16 protein-coding genes are annotated in these 19,649 nt (G+C 61.9%); 7 read left to right on the top strand and 9 right to left on the bottom strand.

Annotated features, from left to right (window positions below; translation table 11 throughout):
- The first annotated feature begins 121 nt into the window (after positions 1-121).
- Together alaS and CAK95_RS26590 are read left to right on the top strand one after the other, a co-directional pair.
- The gene (gene alaS, locus CAK95_RS26595) at positions 122-2,791 is read left to right on the top strand and encodes an alanine--tRNA ligase (protein ID WP_086090695.1); all 2,670 of its coding nucleotides are present in this window, start codon (positions 122-124) and stop codon (positions 2,789-2,791) included.
- A 153-nt stretch (positions 2,792-2,944) separates the two neighbouring features.
- Positions 2,945-4,699: a cation:proton antiporter domain-containing protein gene (locus CAK95_RS26590; RefSeq protein ID WP_086090694.1), complete on the top strand. Its 1,755-nt coding sequence runs from the start codon at positions 2,945-2,947 to the stop codon at positions 4,697-4,699.
- Between the two features lie 20 nt (positions 4,700-4,719).
- On the opposite strand, the gene CAK95_RS26585 is transcribed toward CAK95_RS26590, so the two are convergent.
- The 5 genes from CAK95_RS26585 to CAK95_RS26565 form a co-directional block, all read right to left on the bottom strand.
- Positions 4,720-5,544 (bottom strand): sulfotransferase, encoded by an 825-nt coding sequence (locus CAK95_RS26585; RefSeq protein WP_086090693.1) that lies wholly within the window; start codon positions 5,542-5,544, stop codon positions 4,720-4,722.
- An 83-nt stretch (positions 5,545-5,627) separates the two neighbouring features.
- Positions 5,628-6,593 (bottom strand): glycerophosphodiester phosphodiesterase family protein, encoded by a 966-nt coding sequence (locus CAK95_RS26580; protein WP_086090692.1) that lies wholly within the window; start codon positions 6,591-6,593, stop codon positions 5,628-5,630.
- Positions 6,594-6,690: 97 nt separating this feature from the next.
- Positions 6,691-7,902: an NADP-dependent isocitrate dehydrogenase gene (locus CAK95_RS26575; RefSeq protein WP_086090691.1), complete on the bottom strand. Its 1,212-nt coding sequence runs from the start codon at positions 7,900-7,902 to the stop codon at positions 6,691-6,693.
- A 331-nt stretch (positions 7,903-8,233) separates the two neighbouring features.
- The gene (locus tag CAK95_RS26570; RefSeq protein ID WP_086090690.1) at positions 8,234-9,253 is read right to left on the bottom strand and encodes a Bug family tripartite tricarboxylate transporter substrate binding protein; all 1,020 of its coding nucleotides are present in this window, start codon (positions 9,251-9,253) and stop codon (positions 8,234-8,236) included.
- 12 nt (positions 9,254-9,265) lie between these two features.
- Entirely contained in the window at positions 9,266-10,000 is a 735-nt protein-coding gene (locus CAK95_RS26565) for a GntR family transcriptional regulator (protein WP_086090689.1), read from the bottom strand.
- 73 nt (positions 10,001-10,073) lie between these two features.
- Between CAK95_RS26565 and CAK95_RS26560 the strand changes: the two genes are divergently transcribed.
- Positions 10,074-10,871 carry an amidohydrolase family protein gene (locus CAK95_RS26560; protein ID WP_157699754.1) on the top strand — a complete coding sequence of 266 codons (798 nt, stop codon included), beginning with the start codon at positions 10,074-10,076 and terminating at the stop codon, positions 10,869-10,871.
- Between the two features lie 39 nt (positions 10,872-10,910).
- Here the strand turns inward: CAK95_RS26560 and CAK95_RS26555 are convergent, their stop codons facing one another.
- The gene (locus CAK95_RS26555; RefSeq protein WP_086090687.1) at positions 10,911-13,133 is read right to left on the bottom strand and encodes an NADP-dependent isocitrate dehydrogenase; all 2,223 of its coding nucleotides are present in this window, start codon (positions 13,131-13,133) and stop codon (positions 10,911-10,913) included.
- Between the two features lie 699 nt (positions 13,134-13,832).
- Between CAK95_RS26555 and CAK95_RS26550 the strand changes: the two genes are divergently transcribed.
- Positions 13,833-14,960 carry a nucleotidyltransferase family protein gene (locus tag CAK95_RS26550; RefSeq protein ID WP_086090686.1) on the top strand — a complete coding sequence of 376 codons (1,128 nt, stop codon included), beginning with the start codon at positions 13,833-13,835 and terminating at the stop codon, positions 14,958-14,960.
- A 170-nt stretch (positions 14,961-15,130) separates the two neighbouring features.
- Here CAK95_RS26550 and CAK95_RS29440 read toward each other — a convergent pair whose 3' ends face one another.
- Positions 15,131-15,298, bottom strand: a complete 168-nt coding sequence (locus tag CAK95_RS29440) for a hypothetical protein (protein ID WP_157699753.1) — start codon at positions 15,296-15,298, stop codon at positions 15,131-15,133.
- 292 nt (positions 15,299-15,590) lie between these two features.
- On the opposite strand from CAK95_RS29440, the gene CAK95_RS26545 reads away from it, so the two are divergent.
- Positions 15,591-16,820: a TrmJ/YjtD family RNA methyltransferase gene (locus CAK95_RS26545; protein ID WP_086090685.1), complete on the top strand. Its 1,230-nt coding sequence runs from the start codon at positions 15,591-15,593 to the stop codon at positions 16,818-16,820.
- Here the strand turns inward: CAK95_RS26545 and CAK95_RS26540 are convergent, their stop codons facing one another.
- Complete coding sequence (locus CAK95_RS26540) at positions 16,821-17,597, bottom strand: HpcH/HpaI aldolase family protein (RefSeq protein WP_086091682.1); 777 nt, start codon at positions 17,595-17,597, stop codon at positions 16,821-16,823. It lies immediately after the preceding gene.
- Positions 17,598-17,687: 90 nt separating this feature from the next.
- A complete protein-coding gene (locus CAK95_RS26535; protein ID WP_086091681.1) occupies positions 17,688-18,005 on the bottom strand; it encodes a DUF1476 domain-containing protein in 318 nt (105 codons plus the stop codon).
- A 501-nt stretch (positions 18,006-18,506) separates the two neighbouring features.
- Here CAK95_RS26535 and purC point away from each other — a divergent pair.
- Complete coding sequence (purC, locus tag CAK95_RS26530; protein ID WP_086090684.1) at positions 18,507-19,304, top strand: phosphoribosylaminoimidazolesuccinocarboxamide synthase; 798 nt, start codon at positions 18,507-18,509, stop codon at positions 19,302-19,304.
- Between the two features lie 89 nt (positions 19,305-19,393).
- Entirely contained in the window at positions 19,394-19,636 is a 243-nt protein-coding gene (gene purS / locus CAK95_RS26525; RefSeq protein ID WP_086090683.1) for a phosphoribosylformylglycinamidine synthase subunit PurS, read from the top strand.
- Positions 19,637-19,649 lie beyond the last annotated feature (13 nt).

Here is a 19,649-nt window from a genome sequence, read left to right as displayed (position 1 = left end):
GTTTTCTGGACTTGGCCGGACCCCGCCGCTACATATCCCTCGAAAATCAATCCTGCCCGGGCGTCAGGCTTAGGCACAGAGGGAGCCGGGCCTGTTCCGGCTGCGCGGCAGCAAGATCGTCATGAGCGGCGTTAACGAGATCCGGTCCACTTTCATCGATTATTTCGCCCGGAACGGCCATGAGCCGGTGCCGTCGTCGCCGCTCGTGCCGCGCAACGACCCGACGCTGATGTTCACCAATGCCGGCATGGTGCAGTTCAAGAATGTCTTCACCGGCCTCGAAAAGCGCCCCTATCACCGCGCGGTGACCGCGCAGAAATGCGTGCGCGCCGGCGGCAAGCATAACGACCTCGACAATGTCGGCTACACCGCGCGCCATCACACCTTCTTCGAGATGCTCGGCAATTTCTCGTTCGGCGATTATTTCAAGGAGCACGCAATCGAGCTGGCCTGGAACCTGATCACCAGGGACTTCGGGCTGCCCAAGGACAAGCTGATCGCCACCGTCTATATCGACGACGATGTCGCCTTCGATCTGTGGAAGAAGATCGCAGGGCTCCCGGAAAGCCGCATCATCCGCATCGCCGGCTCGGACAATTTCTGGGCAATGGGCGACACCGGCCCATGCGGTCCGTGCTCGGAAATCTTCTACGATCACGGCGACAAGATCCCCGGCGGCCCTCCCGGGTCGCCCGATCAGGATGGCGACCGCTTCATCGAGATCTGGAATCTCGTGTTCATGCAATACGAGCAGACGGCGGACGGCCAGCGCCTCGAATTGCCCAAGCCCTCGATCGACACCGGCATGGGCCTCGAGCGCATCGCCGCCGTGCTGCAGGGCACGCATGATAATTACGGAATCGATCTGTTCCGCGCGATCATCCAGGTGATCGCCGATCTGACGCATGTCTCGCCGGACGGCCCGCAAAAGGCGTCGCATCGCGTCATCGCCGATCACCTGCGGGCGTCATCGTTCCTCATTGCCGACGGTGTGCTGCCCTCGAATGAAGGCCGCGGTTATGTGCTGCGCCGGATCATGCGCCGGGCGATGCGTCATGCCGAATTGCTCGGCGCGCGCGAGCCGCTGATGTGGAAACTCGTTCCGGTTTTGGTGCGCGAGATGGGCCAGGCCTATCCGGAATTGCGCCGGGCCGAGGCGCTGATCACCGAGACATTAAGGCTCGAGGAAACCCGCTTCCGCAAGACGCTGGAACGCGGCCTTGCGATCCTCGAGGACGAAACGAAGCTGCTGAAACAGGGCGATGCGCTGAAAGGTGACACCGCCTTCACGCTCTACGACACCTATGGCTTCCCGCTCGATCTGACGCAGGATGCGTTGCGCTCGCGCGGCATCTCGGTCGATCTCACCGGCTTCAATGCGGCGATGGAGCAGCAGAAGGCCAAGGCCCGCGAATCCTGGAAAGGGTCGGGCGATGCGGCCGCCGAAACCGTGTGGTTTCCCCTGCGCGAAAAGCTCGGCGCCACGGAGTTCCTCGGCTACGAGACCGAAAGCGCAGAAGGAGAAATCATCGCGCTGGTGCGTGACGGCAAGGACGTCGCTGAACTCAAGAGTGGCGACACCGGCTTTGTGGTGCTCAACCAGACCCCGTTCTATGCCGAATCCGGCGGCCAGGTCGGCGACACCGGCATCATGACCGCCGATGGCGTGCGCTTCCGTGTGACCGATACGCAGAAGAAAGGTGGCGATCTGTTCGTGCATCAGGGCGTGGTCGAGCAGGGCACGCTGAAGCCCGGCCTCGCGCTGCAGCTCGATGTCGATCATACACGCCGTACCGCGATCCGCGCCAACCACTCGGCAACCCATCTCCTGCATGAGGCGCTGCGCCAGGTGCTCGGCGATCACGTCGCGCAAAAGGGATCGCTGGTGGCGCCCGAGCGGCTTCGTTTCGACTTCTCGCATCCAAAGCCGATGACGGCCGAAGAAATCGAAAAGGTCGAGGATATCGCCAACGATTTCGTTCTGCAGAATTCGCAGGTCACCACACGCCTGATGGGCCTCGACGATGCGCGGGCCTCCGGCGCGCGCGCCTTGTTCGGCGAAAAATATGGCGACGAAGTCCGTGTCGTTGCGATGGGCGAAAGCGGCGGCAACGCGCTCGGCTGGTCGGTGGAATTGTGCGGCGGCACACATGTGAAGCGCACCGGCGATATTGGCCTGATTTCGGTTGTGTCGGATTCTGGTGTCGCCGCGGGCGTGCGCCGCCTCGAAGCTTTGACCGGCCGGAACGCGCGCAAGGCCGCGAATGCGACGATGCAGGCGGCGCAATCGGTGGCAAGCGATATCCTGCGCGTGTCCGTTGCCGACATGCCGGCGCGCGTGACGCAATTGATGGACGAACGCAAGAAGCTGGAGCGCGATCTCGCCGATGCGCGCAAGAAGCTGGCCATGGGCGGTGGCGCGTCGGGCGGCAGGGCCGATGCCGCCGACGGCCTGCGGGCCGTTGGCGACGTGAAGCTGCTCGCCCGCGCCGTCGAAGGCATCGACCTGAAGGATCTGCGCAGCCTCGCCGACGAGGGCAAGAAGCAGGTCGGCTCCGGCGTTGTCGCCATTGTCGGCAAGACTGACGACGGCAAGGCCGGCATCGTTGTTGGGGTCACGGCCGACCTGACCAAGCGGTTCAACGCGGTCGAACTGGTGCGTGCCGGCGCTGAAGCGCTGGGTGGCAAGGGCGGCGGCGGACGGCCAGACATGGCCCAGGCCGGCGGTCCGGATGGCTCCAAGGCCGATGCAGCGCTGAAAGCGATCGAGGTAGCGTTGGGTGCAGCGTAATCATTTTTCCCTTCCCCGTTTACGGGGGAGGATGGTCGGCGCAAGCCGACCGGGTGGGGGCCTATTAAAGCTCGAGACAGCGACCTGCTGCTCGCATCGCTCGCAGCCACTCTCCCCTGAAGGGGAGGGATAGCCGCGACCTGAGGGAAAGACGTGCTGCACGCGGAACATCTCAAGAGCATCCTGATCTTCCTTGTTGCAGCAGGCATCATCGTGCCGCTGCTGCATCGCGTGAAGCTTGGGACGGTGCTCGGCTTCCTGCTGGTCGGCCTTGCCCTTGGACCCTACGGCATCGGCTATCTCGACGATTATTTTCCGGTCCTGAACTATTTCACGCTCAACGATCCGAAAGCGGCAGAGCCGCTGGCTGAACTCGGCATCGTGTTCCTGCTGTTTCTCCTCGGCATGGAATTGTCGGTGCAGCGCCTGTGGCAGTTGCGGCGCTATGTGCTGGGCGTCGGCCTCGTGCAGGTTGCATTGTCGATCGTCATCATCGGCACCGCGATCCGCTGGAGCGGCATCACGCCGCCCGCCGGCCTCATCCTCGGCATGTGTTTCGCGCTGTCATCGACCGCCATCGTCATGCAGCTTTTGATCGATCAGCGAAGGTCCGCAGCGCCGGTCGGCCGGGTGTCGCTGTCGGTGCTGCTGTTCCAGGATCTGATGGTGGTGCCGGTGCTGTTCACCATCGGCATCCTCGAAGCCCGCAGTGCCGGCGACAAATCGCTGTTCGATCTGTTGCTGCCATTCGCGCAGGCTTTTGCGGCGGTCGCGGCCATCATGATGGTGGGCCGCTATATCGTGACGCCACTGATGCGTTCGGCGGCGCGCACCGGCAGCCGCGAATTGATCATGGCGATTTCGCTCACCATTGTGGTCGGCATTTCGGCGGCGACCGGCGCGTCAGGATTGTCCGTCGCGCTCGGCGCGTTCCTCGCCGGCCTGCTTCTCAGCGACAGCGAATATCGCCACCAGATCGAAGTCGATCTCGATCCGTTCAAAGGCCTGCTGCTCGGCATTTTCTTCGTCACCGTCGGTATGGTGATCGACCTGAAAGTGGTGTGGGCGCATATCGGCTGGATCCTGCTTGCCCTCGCGGGGCTGATCGCCGTCAAGGCTGGTGCGCTGTATTTTGCGGCGCGGCTGTTCCGGGTGGCGCGACCGGTCGCGGCGGAAGTCGCTATCCTTTTGGCGCAGGGCGGCGAATTTGCATTCATCGTCATCGGACTCGCACGCGGCAAAGGCCTGCTGAATGTCGAGATTGCGACCTCGGCCATTGCGGTTGCCGGCCTCAGCATGATGGTGACACCGCTGCTCGCCATTCTCGCGCGGCGCGTCGGCGAGTGGCTTGAGCCGATGGAGCACGAGCACCATTCGCCGGAGGCGGCTGTCGCCGATATGCGCGATCACGTCATCATCGGCGGCTTCGGCCGCGTCGGGCAGACGATCGCGCGTGTGCTCGACAGCGAGAATGTGCCCTGGGTCGCGCTCGATACCCATGGCGAGACGGTGACGCGGTATCGCGAGCAGGGCCGCATGGTCTATTTCGGCGACGCCAGCCGGCATGAACTGATCGAACGCGCCGGCGGCAGGAAGGCGCGCGCGTTCGTCGTGACGCTCGGCAGCGAAGCCGCCACCGAACGGATGGTCGCCGAGATCCGGAAAATCCGGCCCAAGGCTTGCGTCATGGCGCGCGCCAGGGATGGCGCGCATGCCGCGCGGCTGACGCGCCTCGGCGCGACCGGAGCGATCCCCGAAACCGTCGAAGCGAGCCTGCAACTGGCCGGCCGTTTGCTTGAGAATCTCGACTTCCCGGAAGACGTTGCAATCCAGCGCATCGCCGAGGTGCGGGCGATCGAAGTGGTTGAAGTGCGAAAGGCCAGCAAGACGGCGGAAGCGGCCGAGTAACCGGGCCGCCGCTCAGCTTTTCAGCTTTCCATGCGATAGCCGAAATGGCGCGCCGGCCAGCCGCTCTGACGCAAGATCGTGGTCTGCATCTGCGCCGGCATGGTTTCGCGCCAGTTGTTTTCGACACGGATCGTGTCGATGCCGGCAAAGGAAAAGCCGGGGCTGCCGCCGAGCGTGTGATCGATGGCGGGGTGATCGCGCAATGGACCATCATGTCCGGCGGCACGCAGAATGGTGCGGCAAACCGCCATCGGATCGGCGCAGAAGTCTTCGTAGCGAATGCTCTGCCACGGCAGGCGCGGCATCATTTTGCGAAGCATCAGTGTCGCTCCGTTCAACCGGTGCCAGTGCCGCGCCATCACATCGGCTGATGTGCCGGTGCGCCGGCCGGCGGATTGCACGACGCCGCGCGGGTCACGCACGATATGCACCGGGATCACGGTGATGTCGGGCCGGTTTGCGTAAAGCAGAAGCTGGTCGGGATCCTTGCTGGAATCGATGAACACACGGCTTGGCTTGCTGCGGTCGATCGCGTGCAGCATCCGGCTCAGCGATTGTGCGGCTCGGGCTTCGGCCGGAAACAGCGGCGCTCCTGCCGCGACCGCAAGAGCGTTGCCCAGCATCCGCAAGCGGCCGCCTTTCGGCGCAACGAAACCTGCAATCTGCGGACCCCAGATTTCGCAATCCTCGATCTTCGCGCCACAGCCGCACAGCGCGCCGCGTGCGGCGAGGGTGCTCAGCCGCTTCACCTCGCCGAGCGCGGTGACATCCTGAAACTGCGCGAGCGCAGCCTGCAGAACGGTCGAGCCGCAACGCGATGTGCCGATCAGGCAGACGACGTGCATCCGGCAGCATCCAGTACGGTGACGTTCGCAAAACGGGTGAGGTGGGACAGGGGCATGCGGCTTGTCAGAGCAAAACTTGGGCCCTAACGCAACCGCGGCGCGATGCTTTCGATCCGGTTGGTCCAGACGCCGCCATTGAAGCGGGGTGGCAGCCGGGCGAAATCAGCCGCGGTGTCGATGCCGCTGGAGAAATCGCCGCCGTCGTAATCGCCGAGAATGAAGACCTGTGTGTCTGCATTCTTCATCCGCGCCATGAAGCGGTTGGGCCAGCCCCACAGCCACGGTGCGATATTGGCAGGCACCAGCATCAGGCGGCCCCGGCACGATTCCGGCACCCGGCCGAACCAGCCCGTGGCGATATAGCCAAGGAAGCAGAATTTCAGCGCCCTGCGGGAGCCGACATAAAGATGCGGCAGATGCTTCTTCACATATTCGACCGGAACGGTGTCGCCATATACCATTAGATGCTTGTGCCGTTCGAGCGGGATCTCGCCGAGCCGCCGCGCGAGCGCCGCGCCTTCCTCGCGATCCCTGCTCTTGATGTGAATGAGAAAACGCTTGTCCGGAAAGGCCTGAAGCACCTCGTCGAGTGATGGAATGAGGCCGATGCCTTTGCCGCGCAGCGGATAAGTCTTGCCGCCATCTGGGGTGTAGCCGTAACCGGCATCGAGCTTTTTCAGGTCGGCGAGGGTGTGTTCGCGCGTGACGCCCTGGCCGTTGGTGCGGCAATCCAATGTCCAGTCGTGAAAGACGGCGAAGTGCCCGTCGGTGGTCGGATGGATATCGAACTCGACAATATCCGCGCCGGCATCGAAGGCGGCTTTCATCGCGGGCAGAGTGTTTTCGATGAAGTCGTGCGTTACCGGATAGATCATCGACGCCGTGCAGGATTGTGCCGTCAAGCCTTCGCGATGGAAGGTCTGATGCACGCCGCGATGCGCGAGCAGGACCGGCTTGCCGTCGGGGACGGGTGCGAGCCAGCTCGCGTTGAAGAGGTAGATGGCGCCAGCGATGACGAGAAGAATGGCGAGAGCAATGCGAAAGCGCATGAGGCATTCCTGAAGGAAGCCTCATTGAACGAGTCAAGGCGACGAAAAAAGGGCACAGCCTTCGCTGCACGCTTTCATTTTGCAAATTGATATTCGCCTACGCCATCGCCCTCTTCAGGTTCTCGTCGATCGTGTCGAGGAAGCCGGTGGTCGACAGCCACTTCTGCTCGGGGCCGACGAGGAGGGCGAGGTCCTTGGTCATGAAGCCGCTTTCGACCGTATCGACGCACACCTTTTCCAGGGTCGCTGCGAATGTCGCGAGCGCCGCGTTATTGTCGAGCTTGGCCCGATGGGCGAGGCCGCGGGTCCAGGCGAAGATCGAGGCGATCGAGTTGGTCGAGGTCTCGTTGCCCTTCTGATGCTCGCGATAATGGCGCGTCACGGTGCCGTGCGCGGCTTCCGCCTCCACCACCTTGCCGTCCGGCGTCATCAGCACCGAGGTCATCAGGCCGAGCGAGCCGAAGCCCTGCGCGACGATGTCCGACTGCACGTCGCCATCGTAATTTTTGCAGGCCCAGACATAGCCGCCGGACCATTTCAGCGCCGAGGCGACCATGTCATCGATCAGGCGGTGCTGATAGATGAGATTGCGCTTGTCGAACTCGGCTTTGAAATCCTTGTCGAAGATCTCCTGAAACAACTCCATGAAGCGGCCGTCATACTGCTTCAGGATGGTGTTCTTGGTCGACAGGTAGACCGAGTAATTGCGGTTCAGCCCGTAATTGAACGAGGCGTAGGCAAAATCACGAATTGAATCATCGAGATTGTACATCGCCATGGTGACGCCGGAGCCGGGCGCCTTGAAGACTTCCTTCTCGATGACCTTGCCGTCCTCACCTTCGAATTTTATCGTCAGCTTGCCCTTGCCGGGAAACTTGAAATCGGTGGCGCGATACTGATCGCCATAGGCATGACGGCCGATGATGATCGGCTGGGTCCAGCCAGGGACGAGGCGCGGCACATTCTTGCAGATGATCGGTTCGCGGAAGATGGTGCCGCCGAGAATGTTGCGGATGGTGCCGTTCGGCGAGCGCCACATTTCCTTGAGGCCGAATTCCTTCACGCGACCTTCGTCCGGCGTGATGGTGGCGCATTTCACGGCAACGCCGATTTCCTTCGTCTTGTTCGCCGCGTCGATGGTGACCTGGTCGTTGGTGGCGTCGCGGTTCTGGACGCTCAGATCGTAGTAGAGCAGATCGACATCGAGATAGGGATGGATCAGCTTGTCCTTGATGAGCTGCCAGATGATGCGGGTCATCTCGTCGCCGTCCATTTCGACGACCGGGTTCTTCACCTTGATCTTCGCCATTTCAGGAGCACCTTTCGAGACCCGGCTTCATTCGCGGCGTGTCTATAGCATGACTTTCCTGACGCGAAAGCGGTAACGGGCCGTGAACTTAAGTCTCATTCTGGGAGCAACAGGTGGACATCCCGTTCGGAGGACGGCGGGAGCGGATCAGGTGCTAGATCGTTTGAGCGAAGCGGGTACCGGTTCGCGTGAAGAAAACGCGTCAAAACAAAAAGCTGGAGCCCCGGCTTTGATTCCATCAAAGCCGGGGCTTTAGGACTGAAGCGACGAAGCAATCCGGCGTTCACGGCTGGATTGCTTCGCGATGACGACAGGTGGATCTCTCTCGTCGTCACTCTGCCGTCAGATTGGCGGCTTTGACGACAGACATCATTCTTTCCATCTCGTTTGCGATAAAGCGCGAGGCCTCCGCGGGGCCGCCGGCAAAGATCTCGCCGCCGAGCGCTGCGATTCGTTCGCGGACGGCCGGCTTCTTCTTGGCGTAATCGAGCGCATCTGCAAGCCGCTTCACCACGTCATCCGGCGTTCCCGGCGGCAAGAAAAGTCCATTCCACTCGTAGAGCTCTGCGCCGGTGATGCCGAGTTCGGCAAGCGTCGCAACGTCCGGCAGTCCCGGCAGCCGCCGCTCGCCGGACACCGCGAGCGGCCGCAGCTTGCCGGACTGCATGAACGGCAGGCCTGAGGCAACATTGGCAAAGAACACTTTGACGTGGCCGCCCATGACGTCGTTCATGGCAGGAGCGCCGCCGCGATAAGGGATGTGGTTCATATCCACGCCGGTTCGCATCATGAACAAAGCGCCGGCCAGATGCTGCGCCGAGCCCGTTCCCGACGAGGCGAAGTCGATCCTGCTCGCCTTCGCGCGCGCGACAAGGTCCTGCGCCGACGTCGCTTCGAATTGGGGCGTCACCACGAGCACGTGAGGAAACAGCGCTGGAATGCCGACCACGCGAAACGATTTGGGATCGTAATTCAGCTTCGGAAATTGTGCCGGGATGATCGCAAAGGAGGATGCATCGACCAGCACGGTATTGCCGTCAGGGGCCGCCTTGGCAAAGGCGGCGGCGGCGATGCGCCCGGACCCGCCTGGCTTGTTCTCGACGATGATCGTCTGGCCCAGCGCTTCAGCCATCGCATCGGCGACCAGACGCGCCATGGTATCGGCGCCGCCACCGGCCGGGTAAGTCACGACGAATGTGATCGGCGGCTTTCCGCCTTGTGCGGTCGCGCCGCTGCTCCACACGAGCGGCATCGCGCAAGCCAATAGGCCGATCGTAACACGCTTCGCTGACGTCAAGGCATTTGCAAATCTGCGGCGAGCCGCGATCGCGGCTGCGTCGACTTTTGTCATTGTATCCTCCCGTTATCGTAACTCGATTTTGTAGCTGAAGCGGCAGGCCGCGCCGTGAGAGCGTCGCCATTCCAGAGGGCGTCCGTCGGGGCCGAATGCGATGCGCTCGATAATGGCGAGAGCCGTGCCTTCGGCCAGGCCAAGCGCCGTTGCGATGTGCGAAGAGGCGGCGCCAAAGCGGATCGTCTCGCTGGCGCGGGCGACGAGTTCGCCACAGGCCTCGTCATAGAGCGGATAGAGCAGGTCGCCGAACTGGTCGGTCGGCAACTCGGCGAGCGGCGCAAAGCGCCGGGCCTCGATGGCGACGTCTTCGACGAGCACAGGATGACCATCGACGCATCGCGCCCGAAACAGACGGATCAGCGGGGTGCCCGTGGGAATCTCCAGCGCCGTTGCCGTCGCCGCGTCGGCCGGCTCAATGCGACGCTCGAGAATTTGGGACGATGGTCTCAGCGCTTCGCCCGTTGCGTCCGACAACCGGAAGAAGCGGAACAGGGCATTTCCGAAATCCGGCCGGCGCACGAAGGTGCCTTTGCCCTGCCGGCGTTCGAGAAGTCCCTCGGCGACAAGACCTTCGATCGCCTTGCGCACGGTCCCCACGGCCACACCATGCACTTCGGCAAGCTTGTTTTCCGAGGGGACGGGCTCCCTCGGATTCCAGATGCCGCGACAGATCCTGGCAGCAAACTCGTCCTTCAGTTGCTGATAGATCGGCAGCCGAGCATCGGGTGTGGTCAGAACATCCATAATGATCTACTTAACATATGCTTCTGTATAGAAGTACAGGACCGTTAAATGGCTGTCTACTGGAATGTCCGACATGAGCACCTGCGCGATCGATACCCATGCCCACGTGTTTTCGGCTGGGAGGCCGATGGCCGCAGGCCGCCGATATTCGCCGGATTACGACGCTCCCCTCAGCGCCTTTCTCGATGTGCTGGACCGGCACGGCATCGCACGGGGCGTTCTGGTGCAGCCGTCCTTTTACGGCACCGACAACAGTTACATGCTGGAATGCCTTGCCGCCGAGCCCGTGCGGCTTCGCGGCGTCGCCGTACTGGCGCCGGAGACCACGGATAAGGATCTCGAGGCGCTCGACCGCGCCGGCGTGGTCGGCGTGCGGTTCAATTTGATCGGCACGGGGCCGGCATTATTGAAGGACGCCGCGCAACGGCAATTGCTGCGCCGCGTCCAGGCGCTCGGCTGGCATGTGGAGGTGCAGGCGGAGGGTGCCGATTGGCCGTGCGCCCTGCGCGCGCTGGAAGACTATGACGGACCGATCGTGGCGGATCATTTCGGGCGGCCGGACCCGGAGAAAGGCACGGCCTGCGCGGGCTTTCAGGCCATTCTGAGCGAGGGCAGCGACGGGCGTCTCTATGTCAAACTGTCTGCGCCCTATCGCTGCGGTGGCGCCGACGTTCAGCGCTACGCCGATGCTCTCATGCAGCGGCTTGGCCCGAACCGCCTTCTTTGGGGCAGCGATTGGCCGTGGACCCAATTCGAAGCCGGCCGAGATTACGGGGCGTTGGCCGCGACGGCGGCGTCAGGAACGCCGCCGTTTTCGCAGCTGCTCGCGCCGGCCGCCGCCAGGCTCTTTCGTTTCGCCGAGATTGGCTAAATCGATATCGGCCGGCGGCGGCTATTGGTTTTATCCACCTCAGAGCGCGGCGATCGCCGCGTTCAGCGTAGCGCTCGGCCGCATCGCGGCCGATGTCTTGGCAAAATCAGTCAGATAGTAACCGCCCGTATCGACCGGTTTGCCTTGCGCGGCGATCAGTTCGGCATTGATCTTGGCTTCGTTCTTCTCGAGCGTCTCGGCCAGCGGCTTGAAGCGGGCTTGGAGTTCGAGATCCTTGGTCTGCGCGGCCAGCGCCTGGGCCCAGTAGAGGGCGAGGTAGAAATGGCTGCCGCGATTATCGATCTCGCCGACCTTGCGTGCCGGATTTTTGTTGTTCTCGAGGAACTGGCCGATAGCCTTGTCGAGCGCTTCGGCGAGAACCAGAGCCTTGGCGTTCTTGTAGGTCTGACCCAGATGCTCGAGCGATGCGCCGAGCGCGAGGAACTCACCGAGCGAATCCCAGCGCAGATAACCCTCCTGCTGGAACTGCTCGACGTGTTTCGGCGCCGAGCCGCCGGCGCCGGTCTCGAACATGCCGCCGCCCGCCAGCAACGGGACGACCGAGAGCATCTTGGCCGAGGTGCCGAGCTCCATGATCGGGAAAAGATCCGTCAGATAATCGCGCAGAATGTTGCCGGTGACGGAGATTGTGTCCTGGCCCTTGCGAATCCGCTCGAGTGAAAATTTCATCGCGTCGACCGGGGCCAAAATGCGGATGTCGAGCCCCGCGGTGTCTTGATCCTTCAAGTACGTCTCGACCTTTGCGATGAGCTGGGCGTCGTGCGCGCGGTTCTTGTCGAGCCAGAACACCGCGGGCGTGTTGGTGAGGCGGGCGCGGCGCACACCGAGCTTCACCCAATCCCGCACGGCTGCGTCCTTGAGCTCGCACATGCGGAAGATGTCACCGGCCTCGACGGGCCGCTCCAGCAGCACCTTGCCGTCGTCCGTGACGACGCGAACCGTTCCGTTCACGGGAATTTCGAACGTCTTGTCGTGCGAGCCGTATTCCTCGGCCTTCTGCGCCATCAGGCCGACGTTCGGGACCGAGCCCATGGTCTTGGGGTCGAACGCGCCGTTGGCTTTGCAGTCGTCGATGACCGCCTGGTACAGCCGCGCGTAAGAGCGATCCGGGATCACGGCCATGGTGTCGTGCAGCTTGCCGTCGGGTCCCCACATGCGGCCGGACTCGCGGATCATCGCCGGCATCGTTGCGTCGATGATGAAGTCTGAGGGGACATGCAGGCCGGTGATCCCCTTGTCGGAGTTCACCATGGCGAGGGCGGGGCGCTTGGCATACTCGGCCGCGATATCGTCCTTGATCGCCTTTTTTTCAGGCTCCGGCAGCGTCTCGATCTTCGACAACAGATCGCCGAAGCCGTTGTTGAGATTGACGCCGAGCTTCTTCAGCGTGGCTGCGTGCTTCTCGATCACGTCGGCGAAGAAGACGGAAACGGCGTGGCCGAAAATGATCGGATCGGCGATCTTCATCATCGTTGCCTTGACGTGCAGCGAGAACAGTACGCCTTCCTTCTTGGCAACTTCGATCTGCTCGGCGAAGAATTTACGCAACGCCTTGGCGCTCATGACTGCGGCGTCGATGATCTCGCCGTCATCAAGCGCCGTCTTGGCCTTCAACACTGTGACGACGCCGTCGGCGCCGGTCAATTCGATGCGAACGTTGGTCGCTTTGTCGACCGTGGTCGCGATTTCCGAGCCGAAATAGTCGCCGCTCGACATGTGGGCCACGTGCGATTTGGAATCTTTGCTCCAGGCGCCCATTTTGTGCGGGTTCTTGCGGGCGTAATTCTTGACCGCGGCGGCCGCACGGCGGTCGGAATTGCCTTCGCGAAGGATCGGGTTGACGACGCTGCCGAACACCTTGCCGTAGCGGGTTTTGATCTCCTTCTCGGCGTCCGTCGTCGGATTGTCCGGATAGTCTGGAACGTCGTAGCCCTTGCCCTGCAGTTCCTTGATCGCGGCCTTGAGCTGCGGGATCGAGGCGGAGATGTTGGGCAACTTCATGATGTTGGCTTCGGGCTTCAACGTGAGCTCGCCGAGTTCGGTGAGCTCGTCGTTGATCCGTTGCGCCGGGGTGAGCTTCTCGGGGAAATTGGCGATGATGCGGCCGGCCAGCGAGATGTCCTTTTGCTTCACGGACACGCCCGCCGCGCCCACGAAGGCTTCGACGATCGGCAGCAGGGAATAGGTCGCCAGCGCCGGGGCTTCATCGACCTTTGTCCACATAATTTCGAGATTTGGCATGCTTGCACCTTTAGGTCGCCGGGCTTGTTTGGGCCGACCGGAAACTGAGCATTGATGGGCGCGGAGAAATGGCTTCTCCCTCGGATCCCCAAATGAATTGTTCTCGGCGCGGAGACCGCCAACCGGGAATTCGACTGACGGGAGTTCGGCGCGCGCCCTATAGCATCCGCCCCCGGCGGGTAAAAGCCTTGTGAGCAGGTGCGGGATAACCGCCAGCGGGACCAGATTGCGGCGAGTGAAGAGTTTCTCGCGAAATAGCGGCGCAGGCATCCTGCGGGACTCAAAAGACGGCAACGGATTTCCTGGAGCGTTGGCTTCGCGTGTCTTGGGCTTGCGGCGGTCCAGAATAACATGATTGCTTCGACAGCTTTGCGACACTCGTCGCGCAGTTGAGGCGGCGTGCCGTCCGCCACGTTTTTGGCCTTGAGTCGGTCATGGTCGTGCCGGTGCCGGCCCGAACATCGATGTTGGCGTGCCGCTGGATAGGGCGGCTGTGAGGACGACATTTTATCGGCGGAGCGATTGTCAGTCAGTCCGCGGTAGCCGCCCAAATGACCTCCGGAACTGCGTGGAAATATGAGGTAATTAATTGAAAAAACAGTTGTTTATATCATTTATGCGAATTTAGTATAACCATCTGGAACTTTTTGGCCTTCGGAGTTATATTATTCCTGCGAATATAGTATAACGGAGGATGTCATGGCCCGGAACGACAGCCTCGATATCGCTTACCAGACCCTGTACTCCGAACTCGTCCAGCGCAGTTTAGACGAAAGCTTTACGTCCGAATTTTCCTCCGATGGGAGGTTCGTGTCCGTCGCAGTGAAGGGGAAGAAGTACTGGTATTTCGATGCGCCTAAGCCGGGCGGCGGCGGGCAGAATCGCCGTTATGTTGGCCCACAGGATGATCTGGAAATCACCAAGCGAGTCGAAACCTTCAAGGATTTGAAGGCAAATATCAAAGGCCGTCGCCGCCTCGTGTCGACGCTGACGCGGGAGGCTTACTTGCCTCGGCCGCCGCTCATGACGGGACAAGTAGTCGAGGCACTGGCGAAGGCCGGGTTCTTCCAGCTGAGAGGAGTGCTCATTGGTACCGTCGCCTACCAATGCTACTCCGCCATCCTTGGACGGCGCTTAGATGCCGTAGCCATGCAGACCGGCGACGTCGACTTTGCGCAATTTCACGAAATCTCGGTCGCGGTTGGCGACTCACTGCCACCCATTTTGGAAGTGTTGAGGAAGGTCGATCCGACGTTTCGGGAGATCCCGAGTCAAACTGACGGGCGGGTCTCCACTCAATTCACCTCGCGAGACAATTTCAAAGTCGAATTTCTCACTCCCAACCGAGGATCCGACGATCATGAGGGAAATCCGGTTCAGATGCCGGCGCTGGGAGGCGCTGCTGCTGTCCCGCTGCGGTTTCTGGATTATCTGATTTATCAACCGACCCGTGCCGTCTTGCTGCATGGCGCTGGCGTGCCGGTTCTGGTGCCTACGCCCGAGCGATACGCCGTTCATAAGCTCATCGTTGGATCCCGGCGAAGGGAAGACCGCGACGCAACCTCAAAGAGCGTCAAGGACCGCCTTCAGGCTCGCTCGATCTTCGAAGCAATGGTCAAGAACCGTCAACACGCCGACATTGCTTCGGCCTTCACGGAAGCATGGGATCGGGGCGAACATTGGAAGGATGCCATCCGAAAGAGTCTCATGAGCTACGATGAGAAAGTCCAAGCGTGGCTACGGCGAGAGCTCGCAAAGGGGGTGACCGAACTGGGCATGGACCCCGCCAACTATGAACTCGAGGGAAAGCCAGAGCCGGATCAGTGAGGAACAGTCTCCCCCACCTGGACTTCGTCAGGAATGCTTCGTTGGCGTGTGCAGATCTGAAGTCAACACCGGAGAAATCAGAGCAGGCGATCGGTGACCTGGACGGGCAGAAGCGGCGAATGCCGGTGTCGGGGAACACCGGCATTCGCGGCCGTGAAAAACGACGCCTGTTACCAGGTGCCGGTGTCCAAGGCCTCGCGGGTCGTGGGATCGCGGTCGGGGTAGTAAATATTGGAGTAGGAGTAATCGCGAACTCCCGGACCCTGAGTCTGCGCCTGGGCGGAGACAGCGAATAACGCCAGTACGGCGGTCGCAAGGATGAGCTTCAGTGCGTTCATGTTTTCCTCCTCTGTTCCGATGCTCGGGGGATCGCATCGGTTGGGGGACCATGGGCGCGCCGGTGCGGAGCTTCTGTGAGCCCGGCCACACTCTCTGAAAAAAGATTCGGGAGCGATCCCGCAGGGTTAATTTGCGGTGTTTGCGGCCCCATTCGATTAGTTCAAATTTGCGAAGGTCCGCAACCCGATCGCACCACAATGCGTCGCGCGCGATGAGCAATCACAGGACCGCAGCGGCTGCTTTCGCGCGCGTGGCGGTGCGGCTATAGCAGGCTCCGGAGATGAGAAAAACATGCCCGGAGCGGGAACAGACAAGACCAAGAACTGGGTGGTGACGCCGGCGCCGGTGGTGGTGCTGGTCGAGTCCCAGCTCGGCGAGAATATCGGTGCGGTGGCGCGGGCGATGGCCAATTTCGGGCTGTCGCGCTTGCGGCTGGTCAAGCCGCAACAGGGCTGGCCGAACGAGCGCGCGCGGGTGATGGCATCGGGCGCCGACCGCATTCTTGACGAGGCGGAATTGTTCGAAACGCTCGCCGAGGCGATCGCCGATTGTCACTTCGTATTTGCGTCCACCGCGCGCACGCACGATCAGGCCAAGCCGGTGGTCGGCGCGGAGGAGGCCGCACGCATTGCCGCGCCGCGGATTGCCGACGGGCAGACTGTGGCGCTGGTGTTCGGGCGCGAGCGCAACGGCCTCGAGAATGATGAGGTCGGACTGGCTGATGCGATCCTCACCTTGCCGGTCAATCCGGCCTTCGCCTCGCTCAATCTCGGACAGGCGGCGGTGATCGTCGGCTACGAATGGTTCAAGCAGCAAGGCGAGGGCGCGCTGCCATTTTCAGCGTCGGAGAAATCGCCGCCGGCACCGAAAGAGCAGTTGCTCGCCTTCTTCAATGACCTCGAACGCGAACTGGAGCGGATCGAATATTTCCGTCCGCATGAGAAGCGCGGCACGATGGTTGTGAACATGCGCAACATCTTCACCCGCATGCAGCCGACGCAGCAGGATATCCGCACGCTGCATGGTGTGGTGATGGCGCTGGTGGAAGGACGAAAAGGGCCGGCGCGCGGCGGCCTGCTCGACGGGCCAGAAGCGGATATGTTGCGCAATCTGCTCGCGCAACACGGCAAGGCCGAAATCGCACGCGCGGATTCACCGGTGCGCGGCCTTGCGCGATTGCTCCGGCGCAATCCGACCGATGCGGAGCGCGCGCTGTGGACGGCGATCACCGGCGATCGCAGATTTTCATCGCTCGGCTTCAAGCGGCAAACGCCGATCGGTCCGCATATCGCCGACTTCGTATCGTTTCCCTTGCGGCTGGTGGTCGATGTCGTGCCCGACAGCGAGGATGCGCCCAGTGCCGAAGCGCGGCGGCAGAAGCGCGATTGGATGCGCGAGCGCGAATACCGGATCGTCGATGTGAAGGCGGATGATGTGACGGCGGATGTCGGCGATGTGCTCGAGCGCATTCTCGGCGTCATTCCGGGGCGCGCTGAAAGCGCCAGCCCGGAAGACAGATGATTACGCCAGCCCGTTCAACTGCGCGGACGTACCAGCACGCAGAAACGCGAGATCGCTGCCTACGGTGAGGAACTTGAAACCCGCTTTGGCTTTCGCAGCGGCGCGCGCGGCATCGATGCAGTAAAGGCCTGGAATCTTTCCGGCGTTCTTGCAGGCCGCGAGCACGATCTCGAGGCCCTTCTCAACCTCAGCGGAATGGGCATCCAGCACCGCGCCATTGGTGAGGCTGTAGGATAGGTCGGACGGACCGATGAACAACCCATCGATGCCGGGCGTGTTGACGATAGCGTCGACATTATCGAGCGCGGCGCGCGTTTCAATCATCGCGAAGGCCAGCGTGTCCTGATTGGCGGTCACGAGATAGGGCCGCTGATCCGGAAAGCCCGCCAAGGCCGCCGCACGATGCGCGCCGAGGCTGCGTTCGCCGATCGGCGGATATTTCGCGGCGCTCACAAAGGCGCGTGCATCCGCCGCCGAATTGATCATCGGTGCAATCAGTCCTTCAGCGCCGAAATCAAGCGCGCGGCTGACAATCGCATTTTGTCCGAGCGGCACGCGAACCAAGGGTGCGGAGCCTGCCAGATGAATGGCGCCGATCGCCTGCATGGTCGAAGCGGTGTCCCACAAGCCATGCTGCTGATCGAGCGTGACGGCGGTGAAGCCTTCGCGTGCGATCGTCTCGACGACATTCGGATAGGGCAGACCACACCAGGCAGAGTAGACGACTTCACCGGCACGCAGGCGCCGGGCGAGAGAGAAGTTCGATACGGCAGTCACGGTCCGCACTTTCTGTTGAGCTGAAGATGAAAGGGCTCTCAAGCAAAAAGGCTCGCCGTGATATCCGGCGAGCCTTTTTCGGTGTTGCGGTCAGGAACCGGCCTGAACCTGTTTCACCGCTTCGGCCAGCAGTTCGACCATCTTCTCGCGCACCTCCTGTTCGGAGATGCCATTGGCGGCGAGATCGCCGGCGACCTTGCGCAGGACGTCATCATGGCCGGCTTCCTCGAAATCGGCGACGACGACTTCCTTGGCATAGGCGTCGGCATCGGCACCGGTCTTGCCAAGGATATCGGCCGCCCACAGGCCGAGCAGCTTGTTGCGCCGGGCGGTGGCCTTGAAGCGGAGCTCTTCATCGTGCGCGAATTTCTTTTCGAAACCTTCTTCGCGCTTGTCGAACGTCGTCATGAATCCTCGCTGATCGGTGATTGTCTGGAGATAGAGCGGCGATGGAGCAAGATCAACGCCGGCTGGAAACAATGCTTCACGATAACGGACATCGTCGACCTGCGGCTCCTGTTCCACGTCATCCGTCGGTCATGCATTCCGGGGTAGCTCCGTGCCGCCTGCCTCATGGACGCCCATAATGATTCCGACCCTCTCGAAAAAAGCGTTCCCAGGTCCGATACCCCGCATCGCGGTGGGGACTAGCATAGCCCGATGACGGTTCGAACGCGACGGATCGTCCGGGGCGGCCGCTGGCATAGGCAAAGCGCCCCGTCAAGGCATCGGTGCGGGTCACGAAATCTCCATGTTGCGGCGGTGGATGCAGGACCCTATCTGATTTGTGCTTCGCACCCTGATCGGCTAGGTTGCCCCGACGGGCCAGACGACCGCGTTGCGTCTCGATAGTCGCGCCTGCCGCCTCCGCCGCGGTCTTAAAAACATCAACAGGAACCCCGGCAATTCATGGACTTCCACAACCCACGGTACATTCCGATGAGCCGCCGCCGCCGCATTTACGAAGGCAAAGCCAAAGTTCTTTACGAGGGCCCTGAGCCCGGCACGCTGATCCAGCACTTCAAGGACGATGCCACCGCCTTCAATGCCAAGAAGCACGAGGTGATCGAAGGCAAGGGCGTGCTGAACAACCGGATCTCGGAATATGTCTTCCAGAATCTGAACGATATCGGCGTGCCGACGCACTTCATCCGCCGGCTCAACATGCGCGAACAGCTGATTCGCGAGGTCGAGATCATTCCGCTGGAGATCGTGGTTCGCAATGTTGCCGCCGGCTCGCTCTCGACCCGTCTCGGGATCGAGGAGGGCACGCAACTGCCGCGTTCGATCATCGAATTCTACTACAAAAACGATCAGCTCGGCGATCCGATGGTCTCGGAAGAGCACATCACCGCGTTCGGCTGGGCCAATCCGCAGGAAATCGACGACATGATGGCGCTGGCCATCCGGGTGAACGACTTCCTGTCCGGGCTGTTCCTCGGCGTCGGCATCCGTCTGGTCGATTTCAAGATGGAATGCGGCCGGTTGTGGGAAAACGACATGATGCGGATCGTCGTCGCCGACGAGATTTCCCCCGATTCGTGCCGGCTGTGGGACATCAAGTCGGCTGAGAAGCTCGACAAGGACCGCTTCCGCCGTGATCTCGGCGGCCTGCTCGAGGCCTATACCGAAGTCGCCAAGCGGCTCGGCATCATGAACGAGGGCGAGCCGCCACGCGGCACCGGTCCGGTTCTGGTCAAGGGATGATTTTTGAGCAGGCCTCAAGTTGAGGCTGGCTCAATTCGATGCTACGCGGGGGCCAATCTTGGCCCCCGTTTCATTTCTGGCGATTCGCAATGAAAGCCCGTGTCACTGTCACTCTGAAAACCGGCGTTCTCGACCCGCAGGGCAAGGCGATCGAGGGTGCGCTGAAGTCGCTGGGGGTGTCGGGTGTGGCGAGCGTCCGCCAGGGCAAGGTGTTCGATATCGAACTCGATGCGGGCGACCAGGCCAAGGCCGAAGCCACGCTGAAAGCTGCGGCCGAGAAGCTGCTGGCGAATACGGTGATCGAGAATTATCGCATCGAGGTGGTTGGATAAGTCTGACCTCGGA

The sequence above is a fragment of the Pseudorhodoplanes sinuspersici genome (assembly GCF_002119765.1).
In the GTDB taxonomy this organism is placed as follows: Bacteria; Pseudomonadota; Alphaproteobacteria; order Rhizobiales; family Xanthobacteraceae; genus Pseudorhodoplanes; species Pseudorhodoplanes sinuspersici.
Note: the sequence above shows the minus strand (reverse complement) of the source record. Positions and strands in the feature narration are given on the sequence as shown.